Origin of the sequence: Butyrivibrio sp. VCD2006 (genome assembly GCF_000423925.1) — a bacterium.
Lineage (GTDB): Bacteria > Bacillota > Clostridia > Lachnospirales > Lachnospiraceae > Butyrivibrio.
On record NZ_AUIX01000007.1, the window covers coordinates 163,487 to 189,578 of the forward strand.

A 26,092-nucleotide genomic window follows, 5' to 3' on the forward strand; every position below is an offset into this window, starting at 1 on the left:
TATCCGTCAAATTACACAATTTATATAGAAATATTCGGCAATGTGCTATAACACAAACTGCATAAAACTTGATACAATGATGTAGTATCACGAGTTTCATATTTTCTTATTGAATAGCTCAATATTGCAACAAAAAAGTTATTGAAAAATGTTAGCAACCAAAGTCTCATGGGGGGAGAGTGATGGGGATAACTATCAGGCAGTACTCATCGGTCGTAGTGACGATCAGTGAGCGCGAATCTGAAGCAGTCAAGATTGCGGTATCAAATCTGATCCGTGATTTCAAAAGAGTACTTCAAATAAATACGGAGGTTCACGATCCCGACTCGCAGCAAGTGCTGGTGGGGACTGTTGGCGTGTGCGAAGATTTTGAGGAAGAGGACCTTGTCGGACTTTTCAGCTCCCATGGGAGAAGAAGAAAAGAAGCATATGTTATTCGTGACAGAAGAGGCAGGCTTATTATAGCCGGATCTGATAGAAGGGGTACTATTTTCGGCATTTATGAATTCTGCCGCAGCGTCCTGGGGGTATCTCCCTGGTATTTTATGGCTGACGTACCTATTCATCCAAAGACAGAAATATCACTTCCTGATGATTATCACGTATCGGATCATCCGAGCATTGAATACAGGGGTATTTTCATAAATGATGAGGAAGAACTGGATCATTGGGCACAGAGATACCTTGGGGAAACTACTATAGGCATAAAGACCTATGAAAAAATCTTTGAGCTCATGCTGCGCCTTAAGATGAATTATGTGTGGCCTGCCATGCATGTTAATGCATTCAATTCAAATCCCGAGAATGCAAGACTTGCAGACAGGATGGGAATTGTTGTCGGAACCTCTCATTGCGATATGCTCATGCGAAGCAATAATAAGGAATGGAGACCCTGGCTTGAGAAGAAGGGTTATGGCGGAATGCCCTATGACTTCACTGCTTCTGAAAAAAGCAGGGATGCGATCATAGAGTACTGGCAGGAAGCCGTTGAGCAAAATAAAGATTATGAGGTTACATATACTCTGGGAATGAGAGGTATTCACGATACTGAGTTTGAGCCGGTGGCACTGGCAGGTCTTAAAGGGGATGAGCTTCGAGATGCCAAAATAGAGATTTTGGAGGATGTAATTAAGGCTCAGGAAGAGATTCTGGAAAAGACCCTTGAATATACTCCCATGAAGATATTTGTTCCCTATAAGGAGGTACTTGAGCTCTACGATAACGGACTAAGGATTCCGGATGATTTTACTCTTATCTGGGTTAATGACAATTACGGACATGTAAGAAGGTATCCAAGTGAGATAGAAAAGCGACGCCTTGGAGGTAATGGTTTGTACTATCATAACTCATACTGGGCTCCGCCTGGATCATCTTACCTTTTCTTATGCTCTATTCCGCTCTCACAGACAAGAAACGAGTTGAAAAAAGCTTATGAGGAAGGTATCCGTAAGCTCTGGGTTACAAACTTCGGTGCCATAAAACCGCTGGAACAGCAGATTACATATTATGCCCAGTTGGCCTGGGACATCGGGAAAAGCGATACTATTTGCGCTGATGAAGTTGAGTTTCTTGCAAAATGGATTGATGAATCCTTCAGTGGGCATCACGGTAAGAAGCTCGCTCCTATGCTTGTTGAATTTGACCAGCTTACAAATGTCCGCAAGGTTGAACAGATGGATGTGGATGCATTCTCACAGACAGCCTATACTGATGAGGCTGTTAGCAGAATTCATCGCTATGAGTATATGTTTAAAACCGGAAACAGAATATATCATTCTCTTCCCGATAACGAGAAGGATGCATTTTTCCAACTTGTTCTTATGAAGATCCATGCGGCGTATTACACTTATGCAATGTATTATTATGCCGACAGAAGTAATCTGTGCATAAGGCAGGGAAAGACCCACAGTGCGTCCGATTATACTACAAGATCTCTTGCTTTTGATCACGCAAGAAGAAGTATGCTTTATTATTACAACCATGTTATGGCTGACGGTAAGTGGGATGGAGTGATGACTCCTGAGGATTTCCCGCCTCCGAGAACAGCCATGTACCCGGCATGTAAGCCTCCGATAAAGAGGTCGGAGGATCATCTGATAGTAACATGTCAGAATGAGGAAAATTCGCTAACATTTGTTAAGCCTGTTGAAAAATGGTTTGAGATAGCAAATGCCGGTGAAAATGAAATCCTAGTCACGGTTGATCTTCCAAACTGGCTCAGGGTTACTGAGGAGAGTATGGTTGGATTTGAAGGTCATGGTGACATCAGGATCAGCGGTGAAGAGAGACTTCTTCTGGAGGTAGATTGGACGCAGGTCTCTGACATGATAGAGCAGATGACCAAAAAAGGAGAGGTTAAGCCTGATGACGCAGTGGTTTCCATAAAGGATGAGATTCATGTCATGGCACTTATGACAGGTGAAAATCACATCATTCCTGTGGAGGCAAAGCTGTTTAGGGGAATAACTCTGCTTGGACAGGGCAATATAGTATTTCCTCCTCATATGGAGGATGATGGAATGCTGAGAATAGAGGCAGACATGGTCAGAGATCTTTCCGGTGCATGGGTCCGCATTCCAAATCTCGGAAGGCAGAGAGGGTCACTTGTTGAGGCCAGAACCGAAGGTGCAACGCTTACCTATGAGGTAACCGTGACGAGTGAAGGTGCATTTCTTCTTGAACTGCACAGATTTCCTTCGCTTAATGCCATGGGAAGAATCAGAATCGGAGTATCCGTGGATGAGAATCCTGTGGAAGTTATAGAATCGGATGCCAATGATGAGTTTAAGGGCGAGTGGAAGAACAATGTAAGGAACAACGTAGACAAGCTTTATCTTCGCCTGCCGAATATTAAACCCGGATCCCACAGAATTATTTTCCATGCTGTTGATAAATATTTTTCATTCTCAAGATTTGTTATCTATACCAGGGAAAGACGTGAGAATACGCTTGGAATCAGAGGTGGAGACTTAAGACTTCCGCTCAGCTTTGATGCTGCGGGATTTTGCTGGGATTTCTATGGAAAAGAAGCCTATGAGCTTCCTCCGCGTCCTGTTTATTATGCGTTTAGAAAACAGAAGGGAAATTGCCTCGAGATAGGTGAACATATGGAGTTTCTTTCACACTATGGGGCACCTGTGGCTGCAGGAGAGATTGTAGCGACGGGAGAGCATACTTCTATTGAAAAAGATGGAAGGATATTTATTGAAGCTGCAGCAGCTCTTGCCCAGTCCAAGGCGGCCTATACTGAGGGCGGAGGCTGGGATTATTGCAATGCTCCGTCTCATGGAGAGAGCGGTCTTGCTATGTATGTAAGAGATGAAAAAGCTCTTGAAAGCTATGTGGGAACCAGTTGGGGTGGAACAAGTGCTATTAAGAAGGCACCTTCACTTCACTACAATATTGAGACCAGGGGTGGGACCTACAGAATATGGGGAAAGTTCCTGATGTGGGATGAAGAAAAATCTCATTTCACAATAGGCGTTGATGATAAGATCTATTCCGAGCAGGATTTATACTGCGGACAGTCCATCTGGAGATTTTCTGCAGAGAATATCTGGAGATGGGTGCCGCTTGTGGATGTGAAATTGCGGGGAGGAAGACACACGCTTAGATACTTTGCACTTTCTGCCGGAATAAGGGTGGAGCAATTCTATATGACTGCGACAGATGAGCTTCCTCCGGCAATAGTCTGATAACTAATCGAGTATTGATAGCAGTGCCAGGGTGCTACCCTGACCCCATGGGTAATGCCCGTAAACCTGTCTGTGCACTGCAATATCTTCACAGCTGCTTAATGATTGTAAAACAGAGCCGTTTTTGGTGTTTGCAAGGAGAAATTCTCCTGCGCCGGCAACGGCTTTTTTTACGTCCTCTGTCAGATCTTTGGCGTGAGCATGGAAAGCACCGCTTCTAAGCCATGATGACATAGAATATGAGATCATGGCTGTTGCTGATGTGTCGGCTTCGCCATCTATGGCAGGAAGAAGCCAGGAATATCCACCATCGGGTCTCTGATAGGATAAAGTAACACGAACAAGGTTATAATACTGAGACATTAACTTATCGGCAGTATTCTTTAAAAGGGATTCGTTTGCAATGTTATTCCCGTGGAATGACTCTCTTTCCAGACTGGCGAGAAGCTCTGAGTAACCCATCATAAGCCAGCCTACAGCCCGGCCCCAACCTATGATGCCAAGCTTTTTGCCTTTTTCAAGTGAAAAAGCGTGGTAGGGAAGAGCTGAGCGCTCGTCAAAACCATTTTCATGAAAATTCAAAAGCTGTTTGGCAGCAAGTGCCATAGCGTTCTTTTTCCCGAAATATGAGGCGTAACGTGACAAGTACATGGCTGTCTGTCCTGCGCCGTCTGCGTATATAAGGTCATTGCCTTTAGAGGGATTGTATATAATGCTTTCTTCTTTGTTCTTTGGGCACTGAGCAAGGAAATTTGCAATTTTGATTGCTCCGTGATGAAAACGCTTTTCTCCGGTGTTTTCGTAGAGAGTGATAAGCGACAGACCGGCTAGAGAATCATCCACATAAGAGACGTTTTCACCTGCCTTAAGCCATCTGTCCAGATAGGAGGTCACATGGTCAACAGCCTCATCCCTGATTTCTGTACTTATAAGTGAAGAAACTTCTTTGGATGGCGAAAAGGCTGCCTCTGTCAAACCAAGGAGCAGTAGCCCGGCAGGCCAGAACATGGGATCTCTGTTTGTGGTGGCTCTTTTAAGTGCTTTTTTCGCAGCATCTTTAAGAGCATCCTTGGCAGTGTAATTATTTATTGAAGAAAGGTCGTTTTCAGTAACTCTTATTATCTGTTCTAAGGTTTCTTTATTCATGCTTTTCCCAGCTTTCTTAATACAATACCCTTGAGATATCCGTATTCTTCTGTTTTGTGATAGATAATCCAGAATGCGCCATTAAATACAACCGTTACGATTATGATCATAAGTGCAAAGTTTACGATGGTTATGTCCTTCATAACCACTTTGCCAAGAAGATATAGTGGTACAACAGTTAAGACCTCGGTGGTTGTATATTTTGCACTGTCAATAAAGTAGGACACCGAGCTTTTGTCAAAGCAGACTTTGTAGATAATGATCGGCTTTGTAACATTCGCTATTAGTCCGGAAACAACCGTACCAACATAGATTCCGGCAAGTCCGATTTTCTGAACAAGAACGATTGAAAGAACAAGATTTACAAATCCCTGAATAAGTGCCAGATACTTGTCCTGCTCAAATACTCCCGCCGCAGTTTTATAATTTGAAAGAACGATTCTGTCGCCTTTGAAATAATAATCTGTTAAGAACAGATAAACCGCCAGAGTGCCGAGCATCCACTCGGGGCCTCGTCTTTTTACTATCCAGAGATAGATAAGCGGCTGCAGCAGTATGAAAAATCCGCAGGCTGAAAATCCGTAGACCCAGGATGCAAAGAATCTATAAACCTTAAAGGTTGAATACTGCTTTTCTTTGGATTCTGTGGCGATAAGATTTCCAAAGCCTGAAATGACAGAGTTGAAAATAATATTTACAAAATTGGCAATCGTGCCGGTTACCATGGTGTAGTTGCCCACTACGGCTGCCATACCGACTTCAATAAATGAGGAAATGATAAGTGTATCGGTCTGGAGCCTTGCCACGTCGCCGACCTTGTGAAGCACAAGAGCTTTTGTCTTTTTCCAGACTTCTCCGCGCTCCTCATCAAGCAGCGGAGTTATGTTTTTGTCGGTCAGATAGGGATATAGCTTGTTTAAATAGCTGTTTACAAAAATCTTCTGGATAAGCTGAACTACAGCATCTGCGATGAGATAAAGGTACAGGTTTGGAATAACCAGAAGAATGATGATCTGGAAAAAAACGGTAATGATCTTTGTTATTGTATTTATATTGGTCTGTATGTAATTTTTTTGTTCCGCATTTACAAGACTGTATTTGTATGAAACAAAATATGTGCTGACTGTGTTAAAAAGGAAAATCAGATAATAAAGCGTCATATCCCTTACGGTTATTCCTTCGGGATTTTTGACAAAGTATTTCAGAAAAGGTGTAAGCGCCAGTCCGATAACTGCAACCACTATAGCAATAGTATGATATGCCTTGCGGTACATCTGCATATAGGACTTGACCTTCTCAGTGTCTTTTCTGGCAACAGGTGCATAAAGACTGAAATTAAGGGCTGTTCCTATTCCGAGTTCCGCCATTGACAGAAGTGATAGGATATTGCTATAGAGATCGTTTATACCAAGAAGGTTTTTGGAAAGACGATATATGAAAATTGTGCGCAGAATGAAGGACATAAGCGCTGTTGCCAGCTGTCCGACATAACCGAATGTAATATTCTTGGCAGCTTGCTTTGTTCTGCCCATAAATTGACCTCCAGGACTTTTTTAACTATCATGTTATTATATCATTTTAAGGAGAATATTTAGTAATGAAAGAGAAAAATGTTAATCTTAATGGCAAAACAGTTCTTATTACAGGTGCAGCCGGTTTTATCGGATCACATCTTGCCACAAGACTTCTTAATGAGTTTAAGGATATCAAGGTTGTCGGATATGACAACGTTAATGATTATTATGATGTTCGCTTAAAGGAGGAGAGACTTGAGAAACTCTCCAAGTATGAGGACTTCATTTTTGTTAAGGGTGATATTGCGGATAAGGCAGCAGTTGATGAGGTATTTGCAAAGTATAAGCCTGCAGTTGTTGTGAATCTTGCAGCACAGGCCGGAGTTCGTTATTCAATAGAGAATCCCGGTGCTTATATAGAAGCAAATGTAATAGGCTTCTACAATATTCTTGAGGCTTGCCGTCACAGCGATCCCAAGGTAGAGCATCTTGTATATGCTTCAAGTTCAAGCGTATATGGTGGAAATACCAAGCTTCCTTTCAGTACAAGCGATCAGGTGGATCATCCGCTTTCACTTTATGCTGCAACCAAGAAGTCAAATGAGCTGTTTGCTTATTCTTACAGCAATCTCTATGGAATGGCTACAACAGGACTTCGTTTCTTCACGGTTTACGGTCCTATGGGTCGTCCTGATATGGCACTTTTCCTGTTTGCGGATAAGCTTCTTAAGGGCGAGACAATACAGATATTCAACTATGGTAATTGCAAGAGAGATTTCACCTATGTCGATGACATTGTTACCGGTGTTGTAAATGTTATGCAGAGTACACCGGATGAGGATGACAGAGGAAACAGATATAAAGTATATAACATCGGTAATCACAATCCCGAGAATCTTATGGACTTTGTGGATATCCTTCAGAGAGAGCTTGTTGCTCATGATGTACTTCCCAAGGATTTTGATTTCGAAGCTCACAGAGAACTTCTTCCCATGCAGCCCGGTGATGTAGAGGCTACTTTTGCGGATGTGGATGATCTTATGAGAGACTTTGACTTTAAGCCGAATACAGATCTTCGCGATGGAATAAAGAATTTCGTTGACTGGTATGCAGGATACGTAAAGAGAAGAGATGATAAATAATAGATAAAAGACTGTACTAATTCCATTAAGTAAATCGGAGCCAATACATGAAAAAGAATATTGAGGTTAAATGCCTTAGAATTATTCTGTTTGTTATAAACGCCATAGCGATTCTGCCCATACTGCTGGTGTCATTATATAATGTGCCGTCTGCAGATGATTTCAGCATGGCGTTTGAGGTCCATGAAGCTTTTATTTCGGGAGGTGTTTTTGTCGCGATAGCAAAAGCTGTTTATATGGGGGCATGGTATTATCTCAACTGGACGGGCGTGTATTTCAGCAATGCTCTCACAGCACTTGCTCCGCATGTTTTTAGCGAGCACCTCTATTTTCTGGGAACATGGATTGTTCTTTTGATGTTTACTGTCGGGATTTGTTATTTTTTAAGACAGTTTTTTTATGGAGTTTTGCGTGTTGAGAAGCATCTGACCGGCTGTATAACCAGTATCATATATTTCATTATGATTCATTGTATGCCGGTAGGATTGCCAAGAGTGGAGATCTTTTTCTGGTACAGCGGCGCTATAAATTATCTGTTCATGTTTGGACTGGGCCTTTTCTGGCTAGGTTTTCTCTTGAAAATTGCTAATGCGGAATATTATAAGGGATATAAAATAGTTTTGGTGTCAATTCTGGGTTTTGCTCTTGGTGGAGCCAATTATATGACATCTTTAAGTCTCGGGATAATATCTATTTGTATTCTGATAATTTCACTTATCGCAAAGATTTCAGGAAATGCATCGCTGGAAAAGCAGATTGAGTATAGAAAATACTCAGTTGTCAGAATAGCTGAGAGATTTTCGGGCTTTAGAAGACTTGTGGCACCTGCTGTCTGTATGCTTGTTGGCTTGATGCTGGCAGTTGTTGCTCCGGGTAATGCGCAAAGGTCTACGGGAGCAGCATATAATCCGATAAAAGCTGTCCTTATGGCGATATATTATACTTTTGATGCTATGCTTGGAAAATGGCTGACATGGCCGGTTGTAGTACTAATGATGCTGCTGATTCCTCTTTTGTGGAAGGCAGCAGGCAGAATAAAGCGATTTTACGGATTTGATCATCCGGTTCTTTTTATCATATTCTGCTTTCTTCTAACGGCAGCCAGTATTACACCCCCGATATATGCAACGGGGAGCATTGAAGCAGGAAGAATTCAGGCACTTTTTTATATGCAAGGGATGCTTCTTTTGATACTGATGGTCGGTTATATGTGCGGATGGATAAGATATGTAATAAAGCCGGCCAAGCTGATTGAAGGAGATGAACTTAAAAGGGGCAAGCCGGGAGATTTTCTTAAAGAGGCATTTCTTGGTGAGAATGCTTCGAAGGTAATTGTGTTTGTGGGGGTGTCATTTATCGTTTTGTCAGCTCTTGCACTTAAACCTGAACCTTATCTGTTTACCGGGACTGCTGCAGCTATGGATTTTGTAAATGGTGAGGCTGCCACATATCGCAGGGAGTTTGATAAGCGACTAGAAATTCTTAAGGATGATTCTGTGAAAAAAGCGGAATTTTTGCCTTATTCAGTTCATCCACAGCTTTTGTTTTTTTCTGATATTACTGACAATAAAAAAGACTGGCTTAACAAGGCTATGGCTGAGTATTATCATAAAGAAAATGTAGTACTTAAGCCATGATCGGCCTATGCTGCAAAATGGTGTAAAAGTACAAATTATGGTTTATTTAGGAGGTTTTCTTGGGAGCTAATACAGATAAAGATACAAAAAGCGGAAAGGCTTTGGGAATAACCGGATTTGACAGATGGCTTATCGGGCTTATAAACAATAATCTTGATAAGATAGCAATTGTAATACTTGTTATTTTGTCGGTTATTATCAGAGTAAAGCTTATTCCTGAGACAACTCTTTCTCCCGACTATGAGAGTTACTATCTACCATGGGTTGAAGCATACAGAGAATACGGATTCTTCGGAGGATTGTCCAAAGATATCGGAGACTATTACGTACCTTACAATGTCATGTATGCCATATGCTCGCTTTTTCCGTGTGAGCCCTATATTCCCATAGCTGTTTTTTCAATGATAGCCGAGTTTGTAAGTGCTATTTATATTAAAAAGATACTGCTTATTATTCTTGATGAGAGAGGTATATCCGGGGAAAAAGCAAAAATCCAGGCTTCATTCGGGGCTGTATTAACATTGTTTTTACCCTTTGTTATCTGGAATGGAGCGCTTTGGAAGCAGTGCGACGCAATCTATGTGGTATTTCTGGTGATTGCAATATATCATCTTTTGAAGGATAACTATAGACTTTCATTTGTTTTTCTTTCAATTTCATTTGGGTTTAAATTACAGGCAATTTTCTTTGTACCACTGTTTTTGGTACTCTATTTTGCCAGAAAAAAGTACAGCATTTTAGAGTTTTTCTGGATACCTGTAATGTATCTGATACTTGGACTTCCATGCGTTTTGGCAAGGAGAGGACTAAAGGCTACTTATCTTGCTTACCTTCTACAGACACAGGAGGTTTCAACTGAAGGGTATGGGATGGTATCCTATTATCCCAACTTTTATAATTTTGGATTGGATAATTTCGATGACCTTCTGACACTTCCTGCGGTACTAGTGGCGGCAGCAATTCTTGGAGTGCTTGCAGTTTATATTCTTCATCACAGTGAATATCTTGAGAAGAGAGAGAATACTCTTTATTTTGGGATTTTCATGGCATGGACCTGCTGTATGTTCTTACCCGGAATGCATGAGAGATACGATTATGCTGTTGTACTTCTAATGACAGCGCTGTGCATAGCGGTAAAACGTGATAAGCTCTGGATAGCTGCACTTATGAATGTCAATTCAACGCTTGTTTATATCATGGTTCTGTTCAGGGAGAGTACTGTTCCTATTACTGTAATCTCAGCGGTACAGATTGTTATTTATGCAGTGGTGGCATTTGATCTTGCTAAAAGAATTGGAGGTCAGCGTGCATAAGATTCTCAGAAATCTTTCAATGGTCTTTTTTGTACCATTTACAGCTTTATCGCTTCTTATTCTTGTGGTAACTTCTGTTACCACAATTTATTATGATACGGATCAGGAGGCTGATCTTCCAAGATTTGGAGGTCAGAATTTTCTTTGGCTCATAGTGGGAGTATGTCTATTCGGGTTTATTCTTTATTTTTTCACCAAAACACATAAAAAGTGGTTATTACCGGCTGCTGTCTGCATAGAAGCTCTTCTATGCCTTGTTTTGATTTTTACCTCCAGAGCTGTGGCTGTCACGGACGGACTTACGCTTGATGAGGTAATAAATGCGTTTGATCTGGGGGATTATAGCAGCCTTTTTAAAGGCGGGTATATGTTCGTATATCCTTTTCAGATAGGCTATGTGGCAATAGGTCAGATAATATCGAGAATTTTCGGCCCCAGCAATTATCTTGTGTATCAGCTGATCAACCTTCTTTCGATAGTTGTATCGGTTATATTTTTGCACAAAACGACGAAGGAGCTGTTTGGAGATGATTTTGTATGTGACATCTTTGATGTATTGTCTCTGTCAATGTTCTTTCTGTTTTCATATGTGACATATGTTTACAATGATGTTTGGTCCTTGGCACCTGGCATACTGGCGCTATATTTTGAGATATGTTATCTGAAAAAACATGCTGTCAAGGACGAACTGTCAGCGGCGCTGTTTCTTGGAATTGGTTGTATGCTGAAGACCAATCTCTACATAGCGCTTATAGCAATGGCAATTCTTCTTTTTGTTGATTTTTTGGAATATCTTTTAAATAACGGAGAAGAATTATTAAAGAGATGCCTTATCAATCTCTGTTTTGTTGTACTGCTTGCAGTGATGGCGGTTTGCCCTCTTAAGCTAATAGGTAGTATTTACGCAGGGAAAGCAGGTTTGTCTGAGTATCCTAAAGGAGTACCGAGTTCTACTTACTTTGCTATGGCGATGCAGGAGGGCGAAGGAGAGTGGGGCTGGTACAACGGTTTTAACAGAAATACCTTTAATGATATGGATTATGACAGAGAATTGACTGATAAGGCAGCCAAGATGGCTATATCAGAGAGAATCTCTGAGTTCAGTAAAAGACCTTTACATGCCATTAAGTTTTATATGAGAAAGTTTTTGTCACAATGGGCTGATCCTACTCATATTTCAATCAGGAATTATGAGCTTTCAATGCGACATTCGGAGTCAAAATCGGTATTTGCTTACTCTCTTGTTTACGGTATCTGGTCTCGTATTTTTCAAGGGATTATGGACATAGCTCATTTTATGGTCTATTTGGGAGTCTGCATATATTGCCTCTTTACAATAAAGAAAAAGAGCCTTGACTTGCCACAGGCTCTTCTGATCTTATTCGTATTCGGTGGTATGCTTTTTCATGAGATATGGGAGGGGTCTTCCCGTTACATCATAAGGTATTACCTTACGCTGCTTCCCTTTGCTGCTTACGGAATATCAAGGCTTATACTCTTTGTTTCCAAAGCTCTCAGCGGAAGAAAAAGACACTAATCATTAGCTTTGGAAACCACGATGAAGTCGTAGAAAAGAGCAACCTTCGTGGCAGAAGCATCATAGCCGGGGATTTCCTTTAAGGATGAAAGTTGTGTTTTATGCAAAATAAACACATTTCCACTATTTAGATATGCTGTTATTTTTTCTGTAAAATCATCCGGAATCCCAAATTTAAAATGCGTAAACGAATCAGCGATTCTGAATTCGGAATTTGGATCTTTATAATGCACCGTTTCAAGGAAATCCTTGGGCGGTGTTTTTGTGTAATAAAGAGCGATCATAAAAGGCGCTGATAAATGCTCATATGTTGAGAAAACAGTAGCGTTCTTTTCAACTGTCTCATCTGCGTAAGCGCAGGCTTCTCCATATCCGGGCATAAAGGCTTCTGCATTTACCGCATTGTATTGCGTGAAATAAGTTTTGGAAAATAAAAATGCTCCAAGGAAGAAAAGCGCGGGAGCAAGTGCTTTTGCCCCAATTGCGAAGAGACGCTTAGGCGTTGAGTCCGCATTTTTTTGGATGGTAACAAATTCATTGACTACGAAAATTAAACCACGGGCCATAAAGTAAGTAAGCGGAATAAAAATCAGTACCATTCGTGTTATGTCTTCCTCGACAAACAGGCCAAAAATAAACACAGGAAAGAAAAGACTGTTTATCACCTGATCGAGGAAAATCCCTGTAACAGTTCTTTTTATACTTAGAATCACTCCCAAAATAGTCATGGGAAAGGTGAATAAAAGAAGCGGCGGAAAACCTGGTAAATAATTCAGAATCTGCTCCGAGGAGTTTCCAATCGTTATGTTCTTTACCATCACAATAAAATTCTGGCATACAAAAGGCATAAGCTCTGATCCGGAGGCGAATACAGAGCGTTTTGCAGTGAACTTTGTAATCGAGAATAACGGAGTTGTTATGGCGGGAAGATCAAAGATGTTGATCACATAAAATACGATAAGTGGTAGTGAAACCACGAGAAATACAATAATGCCCCATATCATTTGGAGCGCTGACATTCTTCGACTTTTTATACATATCACGCACATGATGACAAGGTGCAGAGGAATAACTATTGTGGCGGCGCCATAGCTATAGAGAGTAAGTGAATACAGGATGGCAGAGATCATGTAAAAAGGGGTACCTTTTTCTTTTTTGTATGCACCGGCTGAGAATGACAAAAGTGCAGAGATTACCCAAAAAGGCGTGGTATTGCAGTCAAGACTCCATCTTGAGAGCATGATGTGCCACGGAGTAAGGGCAATAACTGCAAGACTTACTAAAGGTATCCAGAGATATTCGCCGGAAATATACTGAAGATGCAGATTAGCTTTGCTGCTGCGTAAAGATTCCCTACTGAGTATTTTTATAAGAAAAAAGAATAATACAAGAGTAGCAACACCCAAAACAGCCGGCAGAGCTCTGAGAATAAAAGGACTACTGCCAAAGACAGACGTAGTAAGGGCATTGAGGTAGATCATAAGAGGGCTTCCGCCACCTGAGCCATAGGTTATAGGATAGACAGGAAGGTGATTTCCATCGCGATCCATACCATATTCAGAGAGAATGTATGCTTCGTAGCCGATAGAAGCTTCGTCCTGATGCAATCCTTTAGGAATTGCGGAAAGCATGTAAAGCCTTAGCGCTGAGCCGATTAAAATAACGAAGATGGGAAGAAGAAAGGTGAATATGGCATTAAAACTTACGTCTGATAATTCATTTACTTCAAAGACTGAATTCTGGTTGCTTTTAAAGTGCAAAAACAGTGCAAAAACGACAATCCCCAAATAAATGATAAGTGATATCAGATTAATAGTCCCCATAAACAACTCCCATGCAAGAAATGCGAAAAAATCAGTTAGTTTATTATAGGTAACACCATTGTACTAAGTCAAACGCTATGTTGAAAAAATTACTACCTATGTTATAATAAGCGCTGTTGTAGTTATTATTTTGGAGGATATGAAATGCCAATCAGGGTTAACAGTTTTATGGGCAAGTTCGGATGGTTTGCGAGAACACATTTCCCTATGCTTGCCAGTGAAGCGTATCTTAAGCTTCAGTTTGCAACCAGAAATAAACAACAGCAGGATTATATAAATTACTTCATGAATGCCAAGGAAGTGCCGATGCCAAACGTGGTAAACATCGAGACCATCAACAGATGTAATTCTACTTGTGCATTCTGTACAGCTAATGTGCATGCTGAGAAGAGACCACTTTGCAAAATAGATGACGATCTTTACAAGAGCATTATCGATCAGCTCGCTGATTGGGGATATAAGGGACATCTTACACTTTATGGTAATAATGAGCCCTTACTTGATACTAAGATAGTTGAGAGGCATAAATATGCCAGGGAGAAGCTGCCGGATAGCTTTATCTTTATGAGTACCAATGGTCTTATTCTCACTATTGATAAGGTTAAGGAAATTAAACCCTATATCAATCAGCTTATTATCAACAATTACAGCATGGAATATAAGCTGCACAAGAATATCCAGGAACTCTATGAGTATGTTAAGGCTAATCCCGAAGAGTTTAAGGATCTTGAGATTGAGATTCAGATGAGATATCTTGAAGAGGTTCTTACAAACAGAGCGGGTTCAGCGCCGAATAAGCAGGCAACTGAGAAGGTGATAAAGGAGACATGTCTTCTTCCCTTTACGGATATGTGGATTATGCCTAATGGTAAGCTTGGACTTTGCTGCTGCGATAACTATGAAGTTACGAATTATGCTGATCTTTCTACCACAAGTCTTAAGGATGGATGGGCTTCGGAGGAGTTCATGGCGGTTAGAAGAAGGATTGCAGAGGGGCGTCAGAATGAACCCTTCTGTAAGCATTGTGACTTCATTGATGCAGGCTTTAGAATGACAATTGTCAAGGCTATTCTTGAGGGAAGAGATCCTAATAAGCTCGGAGGACACGAGAGAATGGGTATCTTCAAGAAGGAAGACTAAAGTCAGCGATTGGAGGAATTGTGAGGTCAATAGCCGGAAAAATCGCAACAAGGTGGTATATCTGCCTTATAAGTATTTTTATGCTAGCTGTTTTTGCTTTATATATGATAGTGGGAGAGAACAGCTACATAGCGATACCTGACAATCTGGACCTGTTTGTGGCCCAGTACAAAATGATGAAAAACACAGGGACATTCTTTGCTCATGGCGCGAATGTCCCATTTCTTAATGGAATAAGCAGAGATAATCTGCCGGGAGAGTTCTATCTCTATAGTGTTCTATATATGATATTTCCTGCGTATGTCGCATATGTCCTTGGATATCTGTTGAAAATTGTGATTGCTATTGTGTCATGCCTTCTTCTTGCAAAGGATATGATGAAGGAAGAGAATCCGGGAGATATCGCGTGGATCTGTGCATTTGCGTATGGAATACTTAATCTTTTTCCGGCTTTTGGAATTCCGTTTGCATCCATACCTTTGGTGATCTTTTTATTAAGAAAAATATATATACTTGGATTCTGCAGAGATTCCATTAAATACTTTGTCCTGCTTTTCCTTTATCCGGTGGTATCATATTTTTCGTATTTTGGAATGTTCATACTGGGTTATCTGGTGCTTGCGATCATTTGGAGATTTATTGCTGACAGAAAGCTCTCGGTTCCGCTATGCCTCTCACTTATTGTTCTTGCAGCAGGCTTTGTGATACTTGAATATCGGTTGTTTGGAGCTATGCTCTTTTCCGATGAAGTTACAATAAGAAGTACGATGAAGGATGCATCTATGGGCTTTTCTCAGATTGTGGCAGAGAGCTTTGATGTGTTTAGGCGGGGCATGATGCATGCTGACGATGCACATGAGTATTTGGTATTACCGGTATGTACATTGTATTTCATATATCTGAATGCCGGATATATCATGCGCAGAGATTTTAAGGGCATGCTACATGACATTTATAATCTTTTCGCTGTACTACTGGTATTTAACAGCTTTGTATATGGAATATATTACAGTGAAGGAATGAGAAACTTTGTGGCCTTTGTGCTACCGCCGCTTACCGGATGGCAGTTTAACAGAACTATATTCTTCAGTCCCTTTTTATGGTATGCGTCTCTATTTATTATTTGTATAAGAATGGCCAGAAGAGACAATATTTTCTTAAGGCTTCTTGCGAGAATTCTTCCGGTAATCGCTGTATTTGTAATTCTTCTTGGTTCTAAGCATTATAATGACTTGTACGATACTGCTTACGGAACTGCGTACAGGATTAAGACCGGGCATGAGGTTGACAGGCTGAGCTACGGAGAGTTTTATTCCTGCCGCCTTTTTGATAAAATAAAAAGCGATATCGGTTATGGCGAAGGTGAGTGGGCAGTTGCATATGGAATGCATCCTGCAGTGCTTGAATATAATGGCATATCAACGCTTGATGGGTATCTCGGATTTTATTCGCAGGAATACAAAGAGCGATTCAGAAAGGTCATTGCGCCGGCTCTTGAGAGAAAGGAAAATACCAGAATATATTTTGATGACTGGGGCGCGCGCTGCTATCTGTATTCGGGTACAGACGATACAATTGTTATGGCGACGAGAAGCTATAGCGGAGTGACTGACAACGATATATACATCGATACAGATGCGCTTGCTGATCTTTCCTGCAGCTACATTTTTTCAAGGATTGAGCTTAGTAACGCCACTGAAAAGGGGCTTTTTATTAAAGGAGTTTATGAGGACTCCACATCACCATACAAAATCTATGTGTACGGAGTGAATAATTGATAATCGGGGGTTTAAATGGATAAGATAGCAGTTTTGATTCCCTGCTACAATGAGGAACAGACAATTGAAAAAGTTATAAAGGATTCGAGAGCAGCGCTTCCGGATGCTGTTATATATGTATATGACAATAACTCAACAGACAGGACTTCTGAGATTGCGATGGCTAACGGCGCGGTTGTACGCCATGAATATGTTCAGGGCAAGGGAAACGTAATCAGAAGAATGTTCCGCGAGATAGATGCGGAGTGCTACGTTATGGTTGATGGGGATGATACTTATCCCATGGATTCAGCTCCGGGAATGTGCGAGCTTGTACTGGAAAAAAACGCTGACATGGTTGTGGGAGACAGATTATCTTCCACATATTTTACTGAAAATAAGAGACCGTTTCACAATTTTGGAAATAGCTTGGTCAGAGGCAGTATTAATCGTCTTTTTGATTGTGATATCAGAGATGTAATGACAGGATTCAGGGCCTTTAGCTTTGAGTTTGCCAAGACTTTTCCGGTATTATCAACAGGTTTTGAGATTGAGACCGAGATGACAATACATGCGGTCAATAACCATATGCAGATTGAAAACTATATCATTGAGTTTCGTGACAGACCGGCAGGTTCAGAGTCCAAGCTCAATACTTATTCGGACGGCATGAGAGTTCTCATGACTATTGCAAGACTTTACAGGGATTATAAGCCCATGGGATTTTTTTTGATCGTTTCACTGATTCTGGCAATTATTTCGGTTGCATTTTTCATTCCGATCTTTGCAGAATACCTTGAAACCGGTCTGGTTGAGCGATTTCCTACGCTTATAGTCTGCGGATTTGTCATGCTCGCAGCGATTTTATCACTGTTTGCGGGTATGATATTACACAATCTTACTATAAATCACAGAAGGGAATTTGAGATGAGACTTATAAGCCTCAATTCAGAGAAAAAGCGTCTTTTACGAAAATGATCGCCGGTTTTTAGAGGGGACGCTGTGACTGGAGGAAACTATGAAAAGAAAAATAGCTATTTTAATGACATCGGTTATGCTTAGCATGACCCTTTTTGGATGCGATGACCCTTCAAGGCCGATTGCTAACGCTGAAAACACCGCAGTACAGGATGATACCGCAAATGCAGCGGAGAATGCTGATTCAGTGGAGGAAAGTGCATCAGTGTCTGATGGAGTATCTGATACCGGTGCCCAGACCGCTTCAGATGATGCTGTATCTCAGGGAGATGCTGTATCAAACGTATCACCAGAAGGAGTATCCTTTGATCCTGAAGAGATAGTAGAGCCGGAGATACCTGTAGAGGAAGTTACTCAGCCTGCTGAAATGCCCGCAGAGACTCCGGAAGAAGCTCCTGCAGAGGAAGTTGCAGAGACTGCAGAGCCTGTAGTACCTGAAGAAGATAAAAACTATGATATAGTTTTCATGGGAGACAGCCAGTTTGATAATGCGAGAGGCACTGCTTCCGAGATACCGGCCTATACATGCTGCCTCCTCGATAAGGACGTTAAGTTTTATAACCTTGCAATAGGCGGAACATCAGCATCTCTTGGAAGAGAAGATTATTTCGATGATGTATCTGCTTTCAATGATTCATGCTTTGTTGGAATATGTTATGCGCTTGCAGGTAAATGCTCTTCCGATTTTCTTGAGCCATATGCAATGATTGAGGACTTTAAGAAGGTAAAGCCTGAGAATGTTGACCTTTACGTTATTGAGTACGGCGCCAATGACTATATTAACGGTAAGGATTTGTTTAATGCTTCAAACAATAACGATATCCATACCTACAATGGTGCATTGACAGAGGGAATTGAAACACTTCAGAAAATAAGTCCTAATGCGAAATTTATCATGTGTAGCCCTTCGTACTGCGTCTGGTACAATGGATCAGGTCAGCTTATCGGTGACAGCTATGTAATAAGTAAGGGAATCGGACCTCTTTGTGAGTATGCAAACACTGCAAGCAATTTTGCGGGTTCTTCAGGGTTTATGTACATGGATTCAATGTATGCGTCTATGTTTGATCTTAAGCTTGAGACAGTAGAGGATTATCTTTCTGACGGACTTCACTATAACGAAAAAGGAAGGCAGATATATTCCGCAGTCCTCGCACACCTTATTCAGAAGGTTCGAGGAAAGGATGACAGTGAAATGCCTTACCTTGAATTCAATGGCTTTGATTTCTGGGAATATAAGAAAAGCATTGGTCGCTGATAATTAGGTCCTGTAAGGACAAAAAATACATAATGAATTAAATGAGGTCAAATAATGCAACTGATTTCAGTACAGTTTATAATACTTCTGCCCATTATGGCGTTAATCTATTTTCTGATTCCCGCCAAAATCCGATATATCTGGCTCTTTTTGATGAGCTGGGGCTTCTATCTGTCCCTTGACCTCAGGGGATTTCCGGTACTTCTTTTTACATCTGTATCCACTTATGTGGGAGGCAGACTTATAGAGAAGCTGGAGGGTGGAAAGAAAAAGGCTGTACTTTCAGTTGTTGTCATTGCAAATCTGGTAATTCTTGCCCTTTCAAAGTATACGGGATTAACCTTTCTTGCAGCAGCGGGTATGTCGTTTTTCATGTTTATGGCAATTGGCTATCTCGTGGATGTTTACAGAGGGGATCTTTATGCTGAGAAGAATTTCCTTTTATTATCACTTTTTATCTCGTTTTTCCCTCAGGTGACATCGGGACCTATTGAGCGTGCCGGACATATGCTTAGGCAGTTCAAAAATCCTCAGAAGTTTAGTTATGACAGAATGAGAGATGGACTTCTTCAGATGATTTGGGGATATTTTATGAAAATGGTAATAGCTGACAGGTGTGCGATACTTGTGTCGGCTATTGACGCTGATCCTGTAAAATATGCCGGTACTGCAACACTGATAGCTTCGATATTATATACATTTCAGATTTACTGCGACTTTAGCGGATACAGCAATATAGCTATTGGCTGTGCAAGGATTCTTGGCTTTGATCTCATGAAGAACTTTGATGCACCTTACATGGCATCATCAATTCAGGAGTTCTGGAGACGCTGGCACATTTCTTTATCCTCATGGTTCAGGGATTATGTATATATTCCTCTTGGCGGAAACAGAAAAGGAACAGCGAGAAAGTATATAAATATTCTTATTGTATTTATTCTTAGTGGTTTGTGGCATGGTGCAACTTATACCTTTGCGATTTGGGGCTTGCTACACGGACTTTATCAGGTTGCGGGACATATGCTTAAGCCTGTAAAAGAGCGTCTGTGCACAGTATTTAAGGTTGAGACCGGAAGCTTTTCTCACAGACTTTTAAAGATTGTTACCACATTTATTCTTGTAGATATCGCGTGGATATTCTTTAGGGTTAAGGATTTTTCATCAGCAATTTATATGGTCTTACATATATTGAAACCCGCGCCTTGGTTCATTTCGAAGGGTACTATTTATGAACTCGGACTGGACAGGCCGAATGTTCTTTTGCTACTGATCTCGATATGCATCCTGATAGGCGTTGATATCGCTAACAGACTAGATATCAAAATTTCCGAGAGAATTACAAGGCAGGGAATCTGGCTTAGATGGCTTATATATATAGTGGCTGTCACAGTGATTGTTACTTGCGGAATCTGGGGGCCCGGATATGATGCTGCCGGATTCATTTACCAAAACTTTTAAGGGACCATATCATGAAGAGAAAAATTATTCTTGTAATAAAGACGGCTGTATTTCTTTTTCTGCTTGCAGCTACGTTATTTACGGTTATGGTTGTAACCGAGAGAAAAACCAGTTATATGAAAAACAAGAGCTTCTTTGAGGAAGCAAAAAAGGATCATCTTGATGTTCTTTTCATAGGTTCATCTCATGTGATCAACGGTATTAATCCCATTGATCTGTATCAGGATTACGGAATCACATCATATAATCTGGGTGGTCATGGAAGCCTTCTTAAGGAGAGCTACTGGCAGCTTATAAGGGCGCTTGATTACTGCAAGCCCAAATACGTTGTGGTTGACTGCTACATGATGGACAGAAATTATGAATATGTAGATGAAATGTATGAGGATACGCCTAAGGAATTCAAGCAGGCAGCAGTCAGTCAGCTTCATCTTAATATGGATGCTTATCCTTTGAGTAAGCTTAAGATTGCTGCTGTTAAAGATCTTGTACATGATCCCAAGATTCAGTATGAGTATCTGTTTGATTTCATTGTGTATCACAACAGATGGAGTGAGCTTGAGCAGAAGGATTTTCAGAAGCTTACCGGGAAGTCCGAGTATAACACTCTTATGGGTGCCGAGATGAAGCATGAGCTCGAGTGGAATGACAATGGTATGACAGAGTATAACCCGGATGATAAGCTCTCGGAACATACTGTCTGCGAAGAGTATCTTATGAAAATCATTGATGAGTGCCAGAGGGATGGGATAGGTGTACTTGTTACATATCTTCCTTTTTCTGCTGAGGAGCAGGATATAAAGTCAGCTAACTCTGCTGCAGAAGTTGCTGCAAATTATGGAGTGCCTTATATAAATATGCTTCAGATGGAAGGGCTCATTGATCCCATGACGGATTTATGCGACCCTGGACATTTGTCGTCTACAGGTGCCAAAAAGGTTACTGATTACATTGGAAATTGGTTTAGCGAGAATGCTGATCTTCCAGATCACAGGGGCGATGATTCATATTCAAACTGGGATAAGCTCTGCAAGGATTATAATAAGGAAGTTCGTTCAATATCAATTAAGCACAGACTTCTTACGACTCAGTTAAATGAGCTTACTCTTGGAAAAGCAAGTGCAATCGTGTATCTGACTGAAGATTCACCGGCTCTTCAGGATCCGTGGTTTACACATATTATTTCTAATCTCACGGGAACTGACAGGGTTTATGAGGCATCAAAAAATCATCAGCAGTATTTCATGCTTATAGACAGGGCTTCAGGAAATATTTATGAGGCTGTGGATTATGAACAGATTGAGAATATGTCAACTTCCATGGGTGAGATGACATATGTTCCTATTGAAAAAAGATTCCGTCTGTTGTATCTTACTTCGGATGAGGAAAACAATTTTCTCTATGATGATAATTATCTGAAGGATGATGTTCAGATAATTACATATGATAATGAGAGCGGAGAAATGCTCGCACACATCTATTGTGAGTCATCACACAGTTATGAAATCGATGAGTGATACAGTTCGGAAAGTGAGGTTTTTATGAAGAAAATTTGTATTGTAGGTATAGCAGGAGGCTCAGCTTCCGGAAAGACCACCATCGTAACCAGGATAAGAGAGAAATTCGGAGATGATATCGTAGTTATCAGCCATGACTCATATTACAAGGCACATAACGATCTTTCTTACGATGAAAGATCCAGATTAAATTATGATCATCCGTCATCTTTTGATACAGAGCTTCTTATCAGGGATGTTGAAAAGCTCAAGAGAGGTGAGGAAGTGGATATTCCTGTATATGATTATGCAATTCACAATCGTTCTGATCAGACTATCCACATTGTGCCTAAGCCGGTAATACTTCTTGAGGGTATCCTTATCCTTGAAAACAGGGCTTTAAGAGACCTTATGGATGTAAAGGTGTTTGTTGACACTGATGCAGATGAGAGACTTATGCGTCGTATAAGACGTGACACTATTGAGCGTGCAAGAAGCGTTTCATCTGTTTTGACACAGTATTCACAGACTGTTAAGCCTATGCATGAGCAGTTTGTGGAACCCAGTAAAAAATACGCAGATCTTATTATTCCAAGAGGTGGTGAAAACCTTACCGGAATAAATATATTTACTGAACATTTGGAGGCTATGCTTAGGGAGGAGGTCAACTGAGTATGGTGGTTTTGTCCGCACTTACTCTTATATTGTGGCTTTTTATAGTTCCTATGGGGATTGGCTTTTTGGTGCAAAGAATTCTTCCGCGTACTAAAAAGACAGTAGGTATTACTTTTTTGTGCGGATATCTTTTGTCCTTTGCGGTTTTTGAGGTCATCGCTATCTGGTGCATGTTCAAAATACAATATGGAGCTTTTGACAAGTGCTCTGTAGCCTATACAGGAATGGAAGGAATTCTGGCTGTCATTGGTTATGCGTTAAGAATCTGGGATGTACAAAAGGCGTATTATAAAGGAGCCAATCTTTTTTATCTGCTTTTTCCCGGTGATGAGAGAGCTAAGCCCGAGGCAATGATCAGTCCTCGAACTGACGTCAGAGTTATGAAATTTCAGTACTCAAGGGAAAGCCTTTTGTATTGGGGGATTTTTGGTCTGATTGTCATTTTTCAGCTGTATAAAGCAGTGACCATGGCGCCCTTCGATGGAGATGATGCCTATTATGTTGTTGAATCAGTGCTTGCACAGCAGGTAGGGGTTATGAATACAATACATCCCTATACAGGCAGTTCAACCGCACTTGACCTAAGGCATGCTATGGCGGTATTTACACTTTGGATTGCTTTTATAGCAAAAATGAGTGGTATCCATGCGACAATAGTTTCACATACCATAATGCCGCTTCTTATACTGCCCATGACATACCTTATATATTTGGAGATTGGACGTATCCTTATGGGAAGACGACAGGACATGCTTCCAATCTATATGATCTTTGTATCTCTGCTTACAATGTTCGGTAACACCTCAATCTATACAGCGGAAACATTTCTGATGATGAGAACATGGCAGGGGAAATCCATGACTTCAAATTTTGTATTACCCTTTGTTGTATGGCTTTTTTTGTGGATGTTTGATGATTGCAGGAAGCCTGGATTTTTATGGAATGAGGAGACAGGCGGAGGTAGCAGAATTGTACGTAATAGTACATGGATTTTACTATTTCTGCTCAATATGACTGCCGGAATTATGAGTTCAATGGGAATTGTTTTCGGAACTGGTCTCGCAGGATTGTTTTCATTTTTACTCCTTATTTACACAAGGGATTTCAGGATCATTCCCAAGGCAATTTTGTCTGTGATTCCGACAGGCATTTATCTTTCTGTTTTGTATGTTTTTCTAAAGTGAGGTGCTTTGATGTACGGAATTTTCATGGAGTGCTGGGTCATATTCAAATTATATGGCGGCAATGGTTATTTACTGGCTCTGTATGTGGCTTCAATGCTCTATCTTCTTGTTGCTGAAAAGGATATGAGAAAAAAGCTTGTCATGGCCGTGGCACCACTTATCATATTGGTGGGATTTTTCGCACCGTTTACAAGAATTGTCTTTGCGGCTGTTAAAGAGGGCGATACATATTATCGAATTTTATGGATGATTCCAATGACAGTATCGATAGCTTATGCAGGATGCAAGCTTTTTATGGACCATAAGCGGATTGGTCTTGCTGTGGTAAGTGCTATTATTATTCTCGGCGGAAGTATAGTGTATAAAAATGAGTATATGCTTAAGGCAGAAAATGCTTATCATATTCCTCAGGTTGTAGTCGATGTCTGCGATGTGATAAGCCCTGAGGAAGGGGAACCCAGAGTAAGAGCAGTGTTTCCTTCTGAGCTTTTGCATTTTGTGAGGCAGTACGATACTAGTATTCTTATGCCCTATGGCCGTGACGTTCCACACAATCAATACTACAATGCTGTTCATGAAGCATTTGAGAAGCCGGAAGTTATTAATGCAGGAGAGCTTCTTGAAGCAACAAGACAGGCACAATGCAGATATATTGTTATGTACAAGGATAGAGCTATAGATGTAAAGCTCGAGGATATGGGGCTTACATTGGTAGAAACGGTTGGCGGTTATAACATTTATGAGGATCCTGAATTGTTGCAGTGAAAATTGCAAGCATTTCGGAAATAGTGAATAGATATGACCTTTAATTCTTATTCATTTATTTTCATATTTTTGCCCGCATTTTTATTAGGAGTGTGGGGGATCAGGCGATTCATTTCTCAAGAGAAGAGAAAGGGAGCGCTGATGAAATTATGGCTGATAGCGATGTCAGCCTTTTTTTTCGTGGGATATGGTGCTTTTAGTATTTCTGTTTTTCTTTTGAGCATTGTTTGGAATCTTTCTTTTTCCTTTGAAATATCCAGTGTAGGTAAAAATTCGGCTGAAGGTGATAAGACTGTAGATTTACTTAAGGGAATTGCCATAGCCGGAAATATTGTACTTCTTGCCGGATTTAAGTATTTTGGCACCGGGGCTATGCCGGTAGCCATAAGCTTTTATACTTTTTCGCAGATTATGTTTATTGCAGAGCTTTGTGTGGGAATAAGCAGTGATTTTGATCTGCTTGATTACTTATGCTATATTCTGTTTTTTCCAAAGATATTACAGGGGCCTATTGCAGATTATAAGAGCATAACGGCTGGTCTGGAGAGCCTTTCCGATAAAAAACTCACCCTGGAGGATTTTGCTGCAGGGCTTATGCTTTTTTCGCTTGGACTTGCCAAGAAGGTACTTTTGGCTGATGTTCTGGGCGGAGCGGTTGATTTTGGATATGGTATGGTCACAACTATGACTGCGCTTGATGCAATTTTGGTGGCGGTTTCTTATTCGTTCCAGCTTTATTTTGATTTTAGCGGATACTGCGATATGGCAGAGGGAATCTGCAGAATGATCGGAGTGGATCTTGCACACAATTTCAATGCACCTTATACAGCAGGAAATATAGCTGAGTTTTGGGATAGATGGCATATTTCACTGACAAGGTTCTTTACAAGATATTTGTACATTCCTCTTGGAGGAAGCAGACAAGGTAGTTTGAGAACCTATCTGAATATTCTGATCGTGTTCTTTATTAGCGGATTATGGCATGGTAATGGATGGAATTTCGTTATATGGGGGTTGATGCACGGAATTCTTATGGTGATAAGACGCTTATTTATTGATACTTTTAAGCACAGTAATTTGGCTGGAGACAGTACCAAAATGGGTAATGGCGGTGGCTATAGTAATTTTGGGCAAGTCATTAACACTGCTCTTACATTCATATATGTAACTGCCGCATGGGTATTTTTCCGTGCACCCGGTGTGAATGAGGCGATTACTCTTCTTGGAAAAATAGTAAACATTGATGCATGGAGGGGGCTGCATATTTCAGTTAAGTTTGCAGAGTGCTTTATGATGAATGAAATCTGGTATATGTTCAAGGTTACACCCATACCTTCATGGAATAAGAGTAATTACATTTGTATGTGGATAATTCTTGTGTTTTCTTCATTTTTCATTTTTAGTGGAAAAACAGCAAGAAAGCTTGCGGATAAAAGCGCTGAGATTGTTTTGGGAAAGCGAGAGGTCGCAGGAGTAAAGGTGTGGGGATTGTCTGTTTTTTATGGGATTATTTTTGTGTGGGGAGTGCTGAGTCTTGGAGGAGTCAGCAGCTTCCTTTACGTTAATTTCTGATT

The 26,092-nt window shown here is 40.7% G+C and carries 18 protein-coding genes; 15 read left to right on the plus strand and 3 right to left on the minus strand.

Going from position 1 to position 26,092, the window contains the following annotated elements; all coding sequences use genetic code 11:
* Nucleotides 1-182: 182 nt before the first annotated feature.
* Nucleotides 183-3,695 (plus strand): glycosyl hydrolase 115 family protein, encoded by a 3,513-nt coding sequence (locus G586_RS0104640; RefSeq protein ID WP_026526787.1) that lies wholly within the window; start codon nt 183-185, stop codon nt 3,693-3,695.
* A gap of 3 nt (nt 3,696-3,698) precedes the next feature.
* On the opposite strand, the gene G586_RS0104645 is transcribed toward G586_RS0104640, so the two are convergent.
* A complete protein-coding gene (locus G586_RS0104645; protein WP_026526788.1) occupies nt 3,699-4,841 on the minus strand; it encodes a glycoside hydrolase family 88 protein in 1,143 nt (380 codons plus the stop codon).
* Nucleotides 4,838-6,373, minus strand: a complete 1,536-nt coding sequence (locus G586_RS0104650; RefSeq protein WP_026526789.1) for a lipopolysaccharide biosynthesis protein — start codon at nt 6,371-6,373, stop codon at nt 4,838-4,840. Before G586_RS0104650 ends, G586_RS0104645 begins: the two co-directional genes overlap by 4 nt.
* A 65-nt stretch (nt 6,374-6,438) precedes the next feature.
* Here G586_RS0104650 and G586_RS0104655 point away from each other — a divergent pair, with 65 nt between their 5' ends.
* Genes G586_RS0104655 through G586_RS0104670 form a run of 4 tightly spaced genes read left to right on the plus strand, consistent with a single transcriptional unit; the run spans nt 6,439 to nt 11,984 of the window.
* Nucleotides 6,439-7,497 (plus strand): NAD-dependent epimerase/dehydratase family protein, encoded by a 1,059-nt coding sequence (locus tag G586_RS0104655; RefSeq protein WP_026526790.1) that lies wholly within the window; start codon nt 6,439-6,441, stop codon nt 7,495-7,497.
* A gap of 47 nt (nt 7,498-7,544) precedes the next feature.
* Nucleotides 7,545-9,134 (plus strand): hypothetical protein, encoded by a 1,590-nt coding sequence (locus tag G586_RS0104660; protein WP_026526791.1) that lies wholly within the window; start codon nt 7,545-7,547, stop codon nt 9,132-9,134.
* Between the two features lie 59 nt (nt 9,135-9,193).
* Complete coding sequence (locus G586_RS0104665) at nt 9,194-10,447, plus strand: DUF2029 domain-containing protein (RefSeq protein WP_026526792.1); 1,254 nt, start codon at nt 9,194-9,196, stop codon at nt 10,445-10,447.
* The gene (locus G586_RS0104670; RefSeq protein ID WP_026526793.1) at nt 10,440-11,984 is read left to right on the plus strand and encodes a glycosyltransferase family 39 protein; all 1,545 of its coding nucleotides are present in this window, start codon (nt 10,440-10,442) and stop codon (nt 11,982-11,984) included. The genes G586_RS0104665 and G586_RS0104670 overlap by 8 nt, the downstream gene beginning before the upstream one ends.
* Here G586_RS0104670 and G586_RS0104675 read toward each other — a convergent pair.
* Complete coding sequence (locus G586_RS0104675; RefSeq protein ID WP_026526794.1) at nt 11,981-13,807, minus strand: ArnT family glycosyltransferase; 1,827 nt, start codon at nt 13,805-13,807, stop codon at nt 11,981-11,983. The two genes, G586_RS0104670 and G586_RS0104675, sit on opposite strands and share 4 nt — an antisense overlap.
* 144 nt (nt 13,808-13,951) lie before the next feature.
* Here G586_RS0104675 and G586_RS0104680 point away from each other — a divergent pair, with 144 nt between their 5' ends.
* The 10 genes from G586_RS0104680 (at nt 13,952) to G586_RS24640 (ending at nt 26,090) form a co-directional block, all read left to right on the plus strand.
* Nucleotides 13,952-14,947 carry a radical SAM/SPASM domain-containing protein gene (locus G586_RS0104680; protein WP_026526795.1) on the plus strand — a complete coding sequence of 332 codons (996 nt, stop codon included), beginning with the start codon at nt 13,952-13,954 and terminating at the stop codon, nt 14,945-14,947.
* A gap of 20 nt (nt 14,948-14,967) precedes the next feature.
* Nucleotides 14,968-16,725: a DUF6044 family protein gene (locus G586_RS0104685; RefSeq protein ID WP_026526796.1), complete on the plus strand. Its 1,758-nt coding sequence runs from the start codon at nt 14,968-14,970 to the stop codon at nt 16,723-16,725.
* Nucleotides 16,726-16,740: 15 nt separating this feature from the next.
* On the plus strand, nt 16,741-17,682 hold the full coding sequence (locus G586_RS0104690; protein WP_026526797.1) for a glycosyltransferase family 2 protein: 942 nt from the start codon (nt 16,741-16,743) through the stop codon (nt 17,680-17,682).
* Between the two features lie 40 nt (nt 17,683-17,722).
* Nucleotides 17,723-18,940, plus strand: a complete 1,218-nt coding sequence (locus G586_RS0104695) for an SGNH/GDSL hydrolase family protein (RefSeq protein WP_026526798.1) — start codon at nt 17,723-17,725, stop codon at nt 18,938-18,940.
* A 54-nt stretch (nt 18,941-18,994) separates the two neighbouring features.
* The gene (locus G586_RS0104700; protein ID WP_026526799.1) at nt 18,995-20,398 is read left to right on the plus strand and encodes an MBOAT family O-acyltransferase; all 1,404 of its coding nucleotides are present in this window, start codon (nt 18,995-18,997) and stop codon (nt 20,396-20,398) included.
* An 11-nt stretch (nt 20,399-20,409) separates the two neighbouring features.
* Entirely contained in the window at nt 20,410-21,915 is a 1,506-nt protein-coding gene (locus G586_RS0104705) for a hypothetical protein (RefSeq protein ID WP_026526800.1), read from the plus strand.
* A gap of 24 nt (nt 21,916-21,939) precedes the next feature.
* A complete protein-coding gene (udk, locus tag G586_RS0104710; RefSeq protein ID WP_026526801.1) occupies nt 21,940-22,566 on the plus strand; it encodes a uridine kinase in 627 nt (208 codons plus the stop codon).
* Nucleotides 22,567-22,568: 2 nt separating this feature from the next.
* On the plus strand, nt 22,569-23,753 hold the full coding sequence (locus G586_RS0104715; RefSeq protein ID WP_026526802.1) for a DUF6077 domain-containing protein: 1,185 nt from the start codon (nt 22,569-22,571) through the stop codon (nt 23,751-23,753).
* A gap of 9 nt (nt 23,754-23,762) precedes the next feature.
* Complete coding sequence (locus G586_RS0104720; protein ID WP_026526803.1) at nt 23,763-24,518, plus strand: hypothetical protein; 756 nt, start codon at nt 23,763-23,765, stop codon at nt 24,516-24,518.
* Nucleotides 24,519-24,659: 141 nt separating this feature from the next.
* Nucleotides 24,660-26,090: an MBOAT family O-acyltransferase gene (locus tag G586_RS24640; protein WP_051204530.1), complete on the plus strand. Its 1,431-nt coding sequence runs from the start codon at nt 24,660-24,662 to the stop codon at nt 26,088-26,090.
* Nucleotides 26,091-26,092 lie beyond the last annotated feature (2 nt).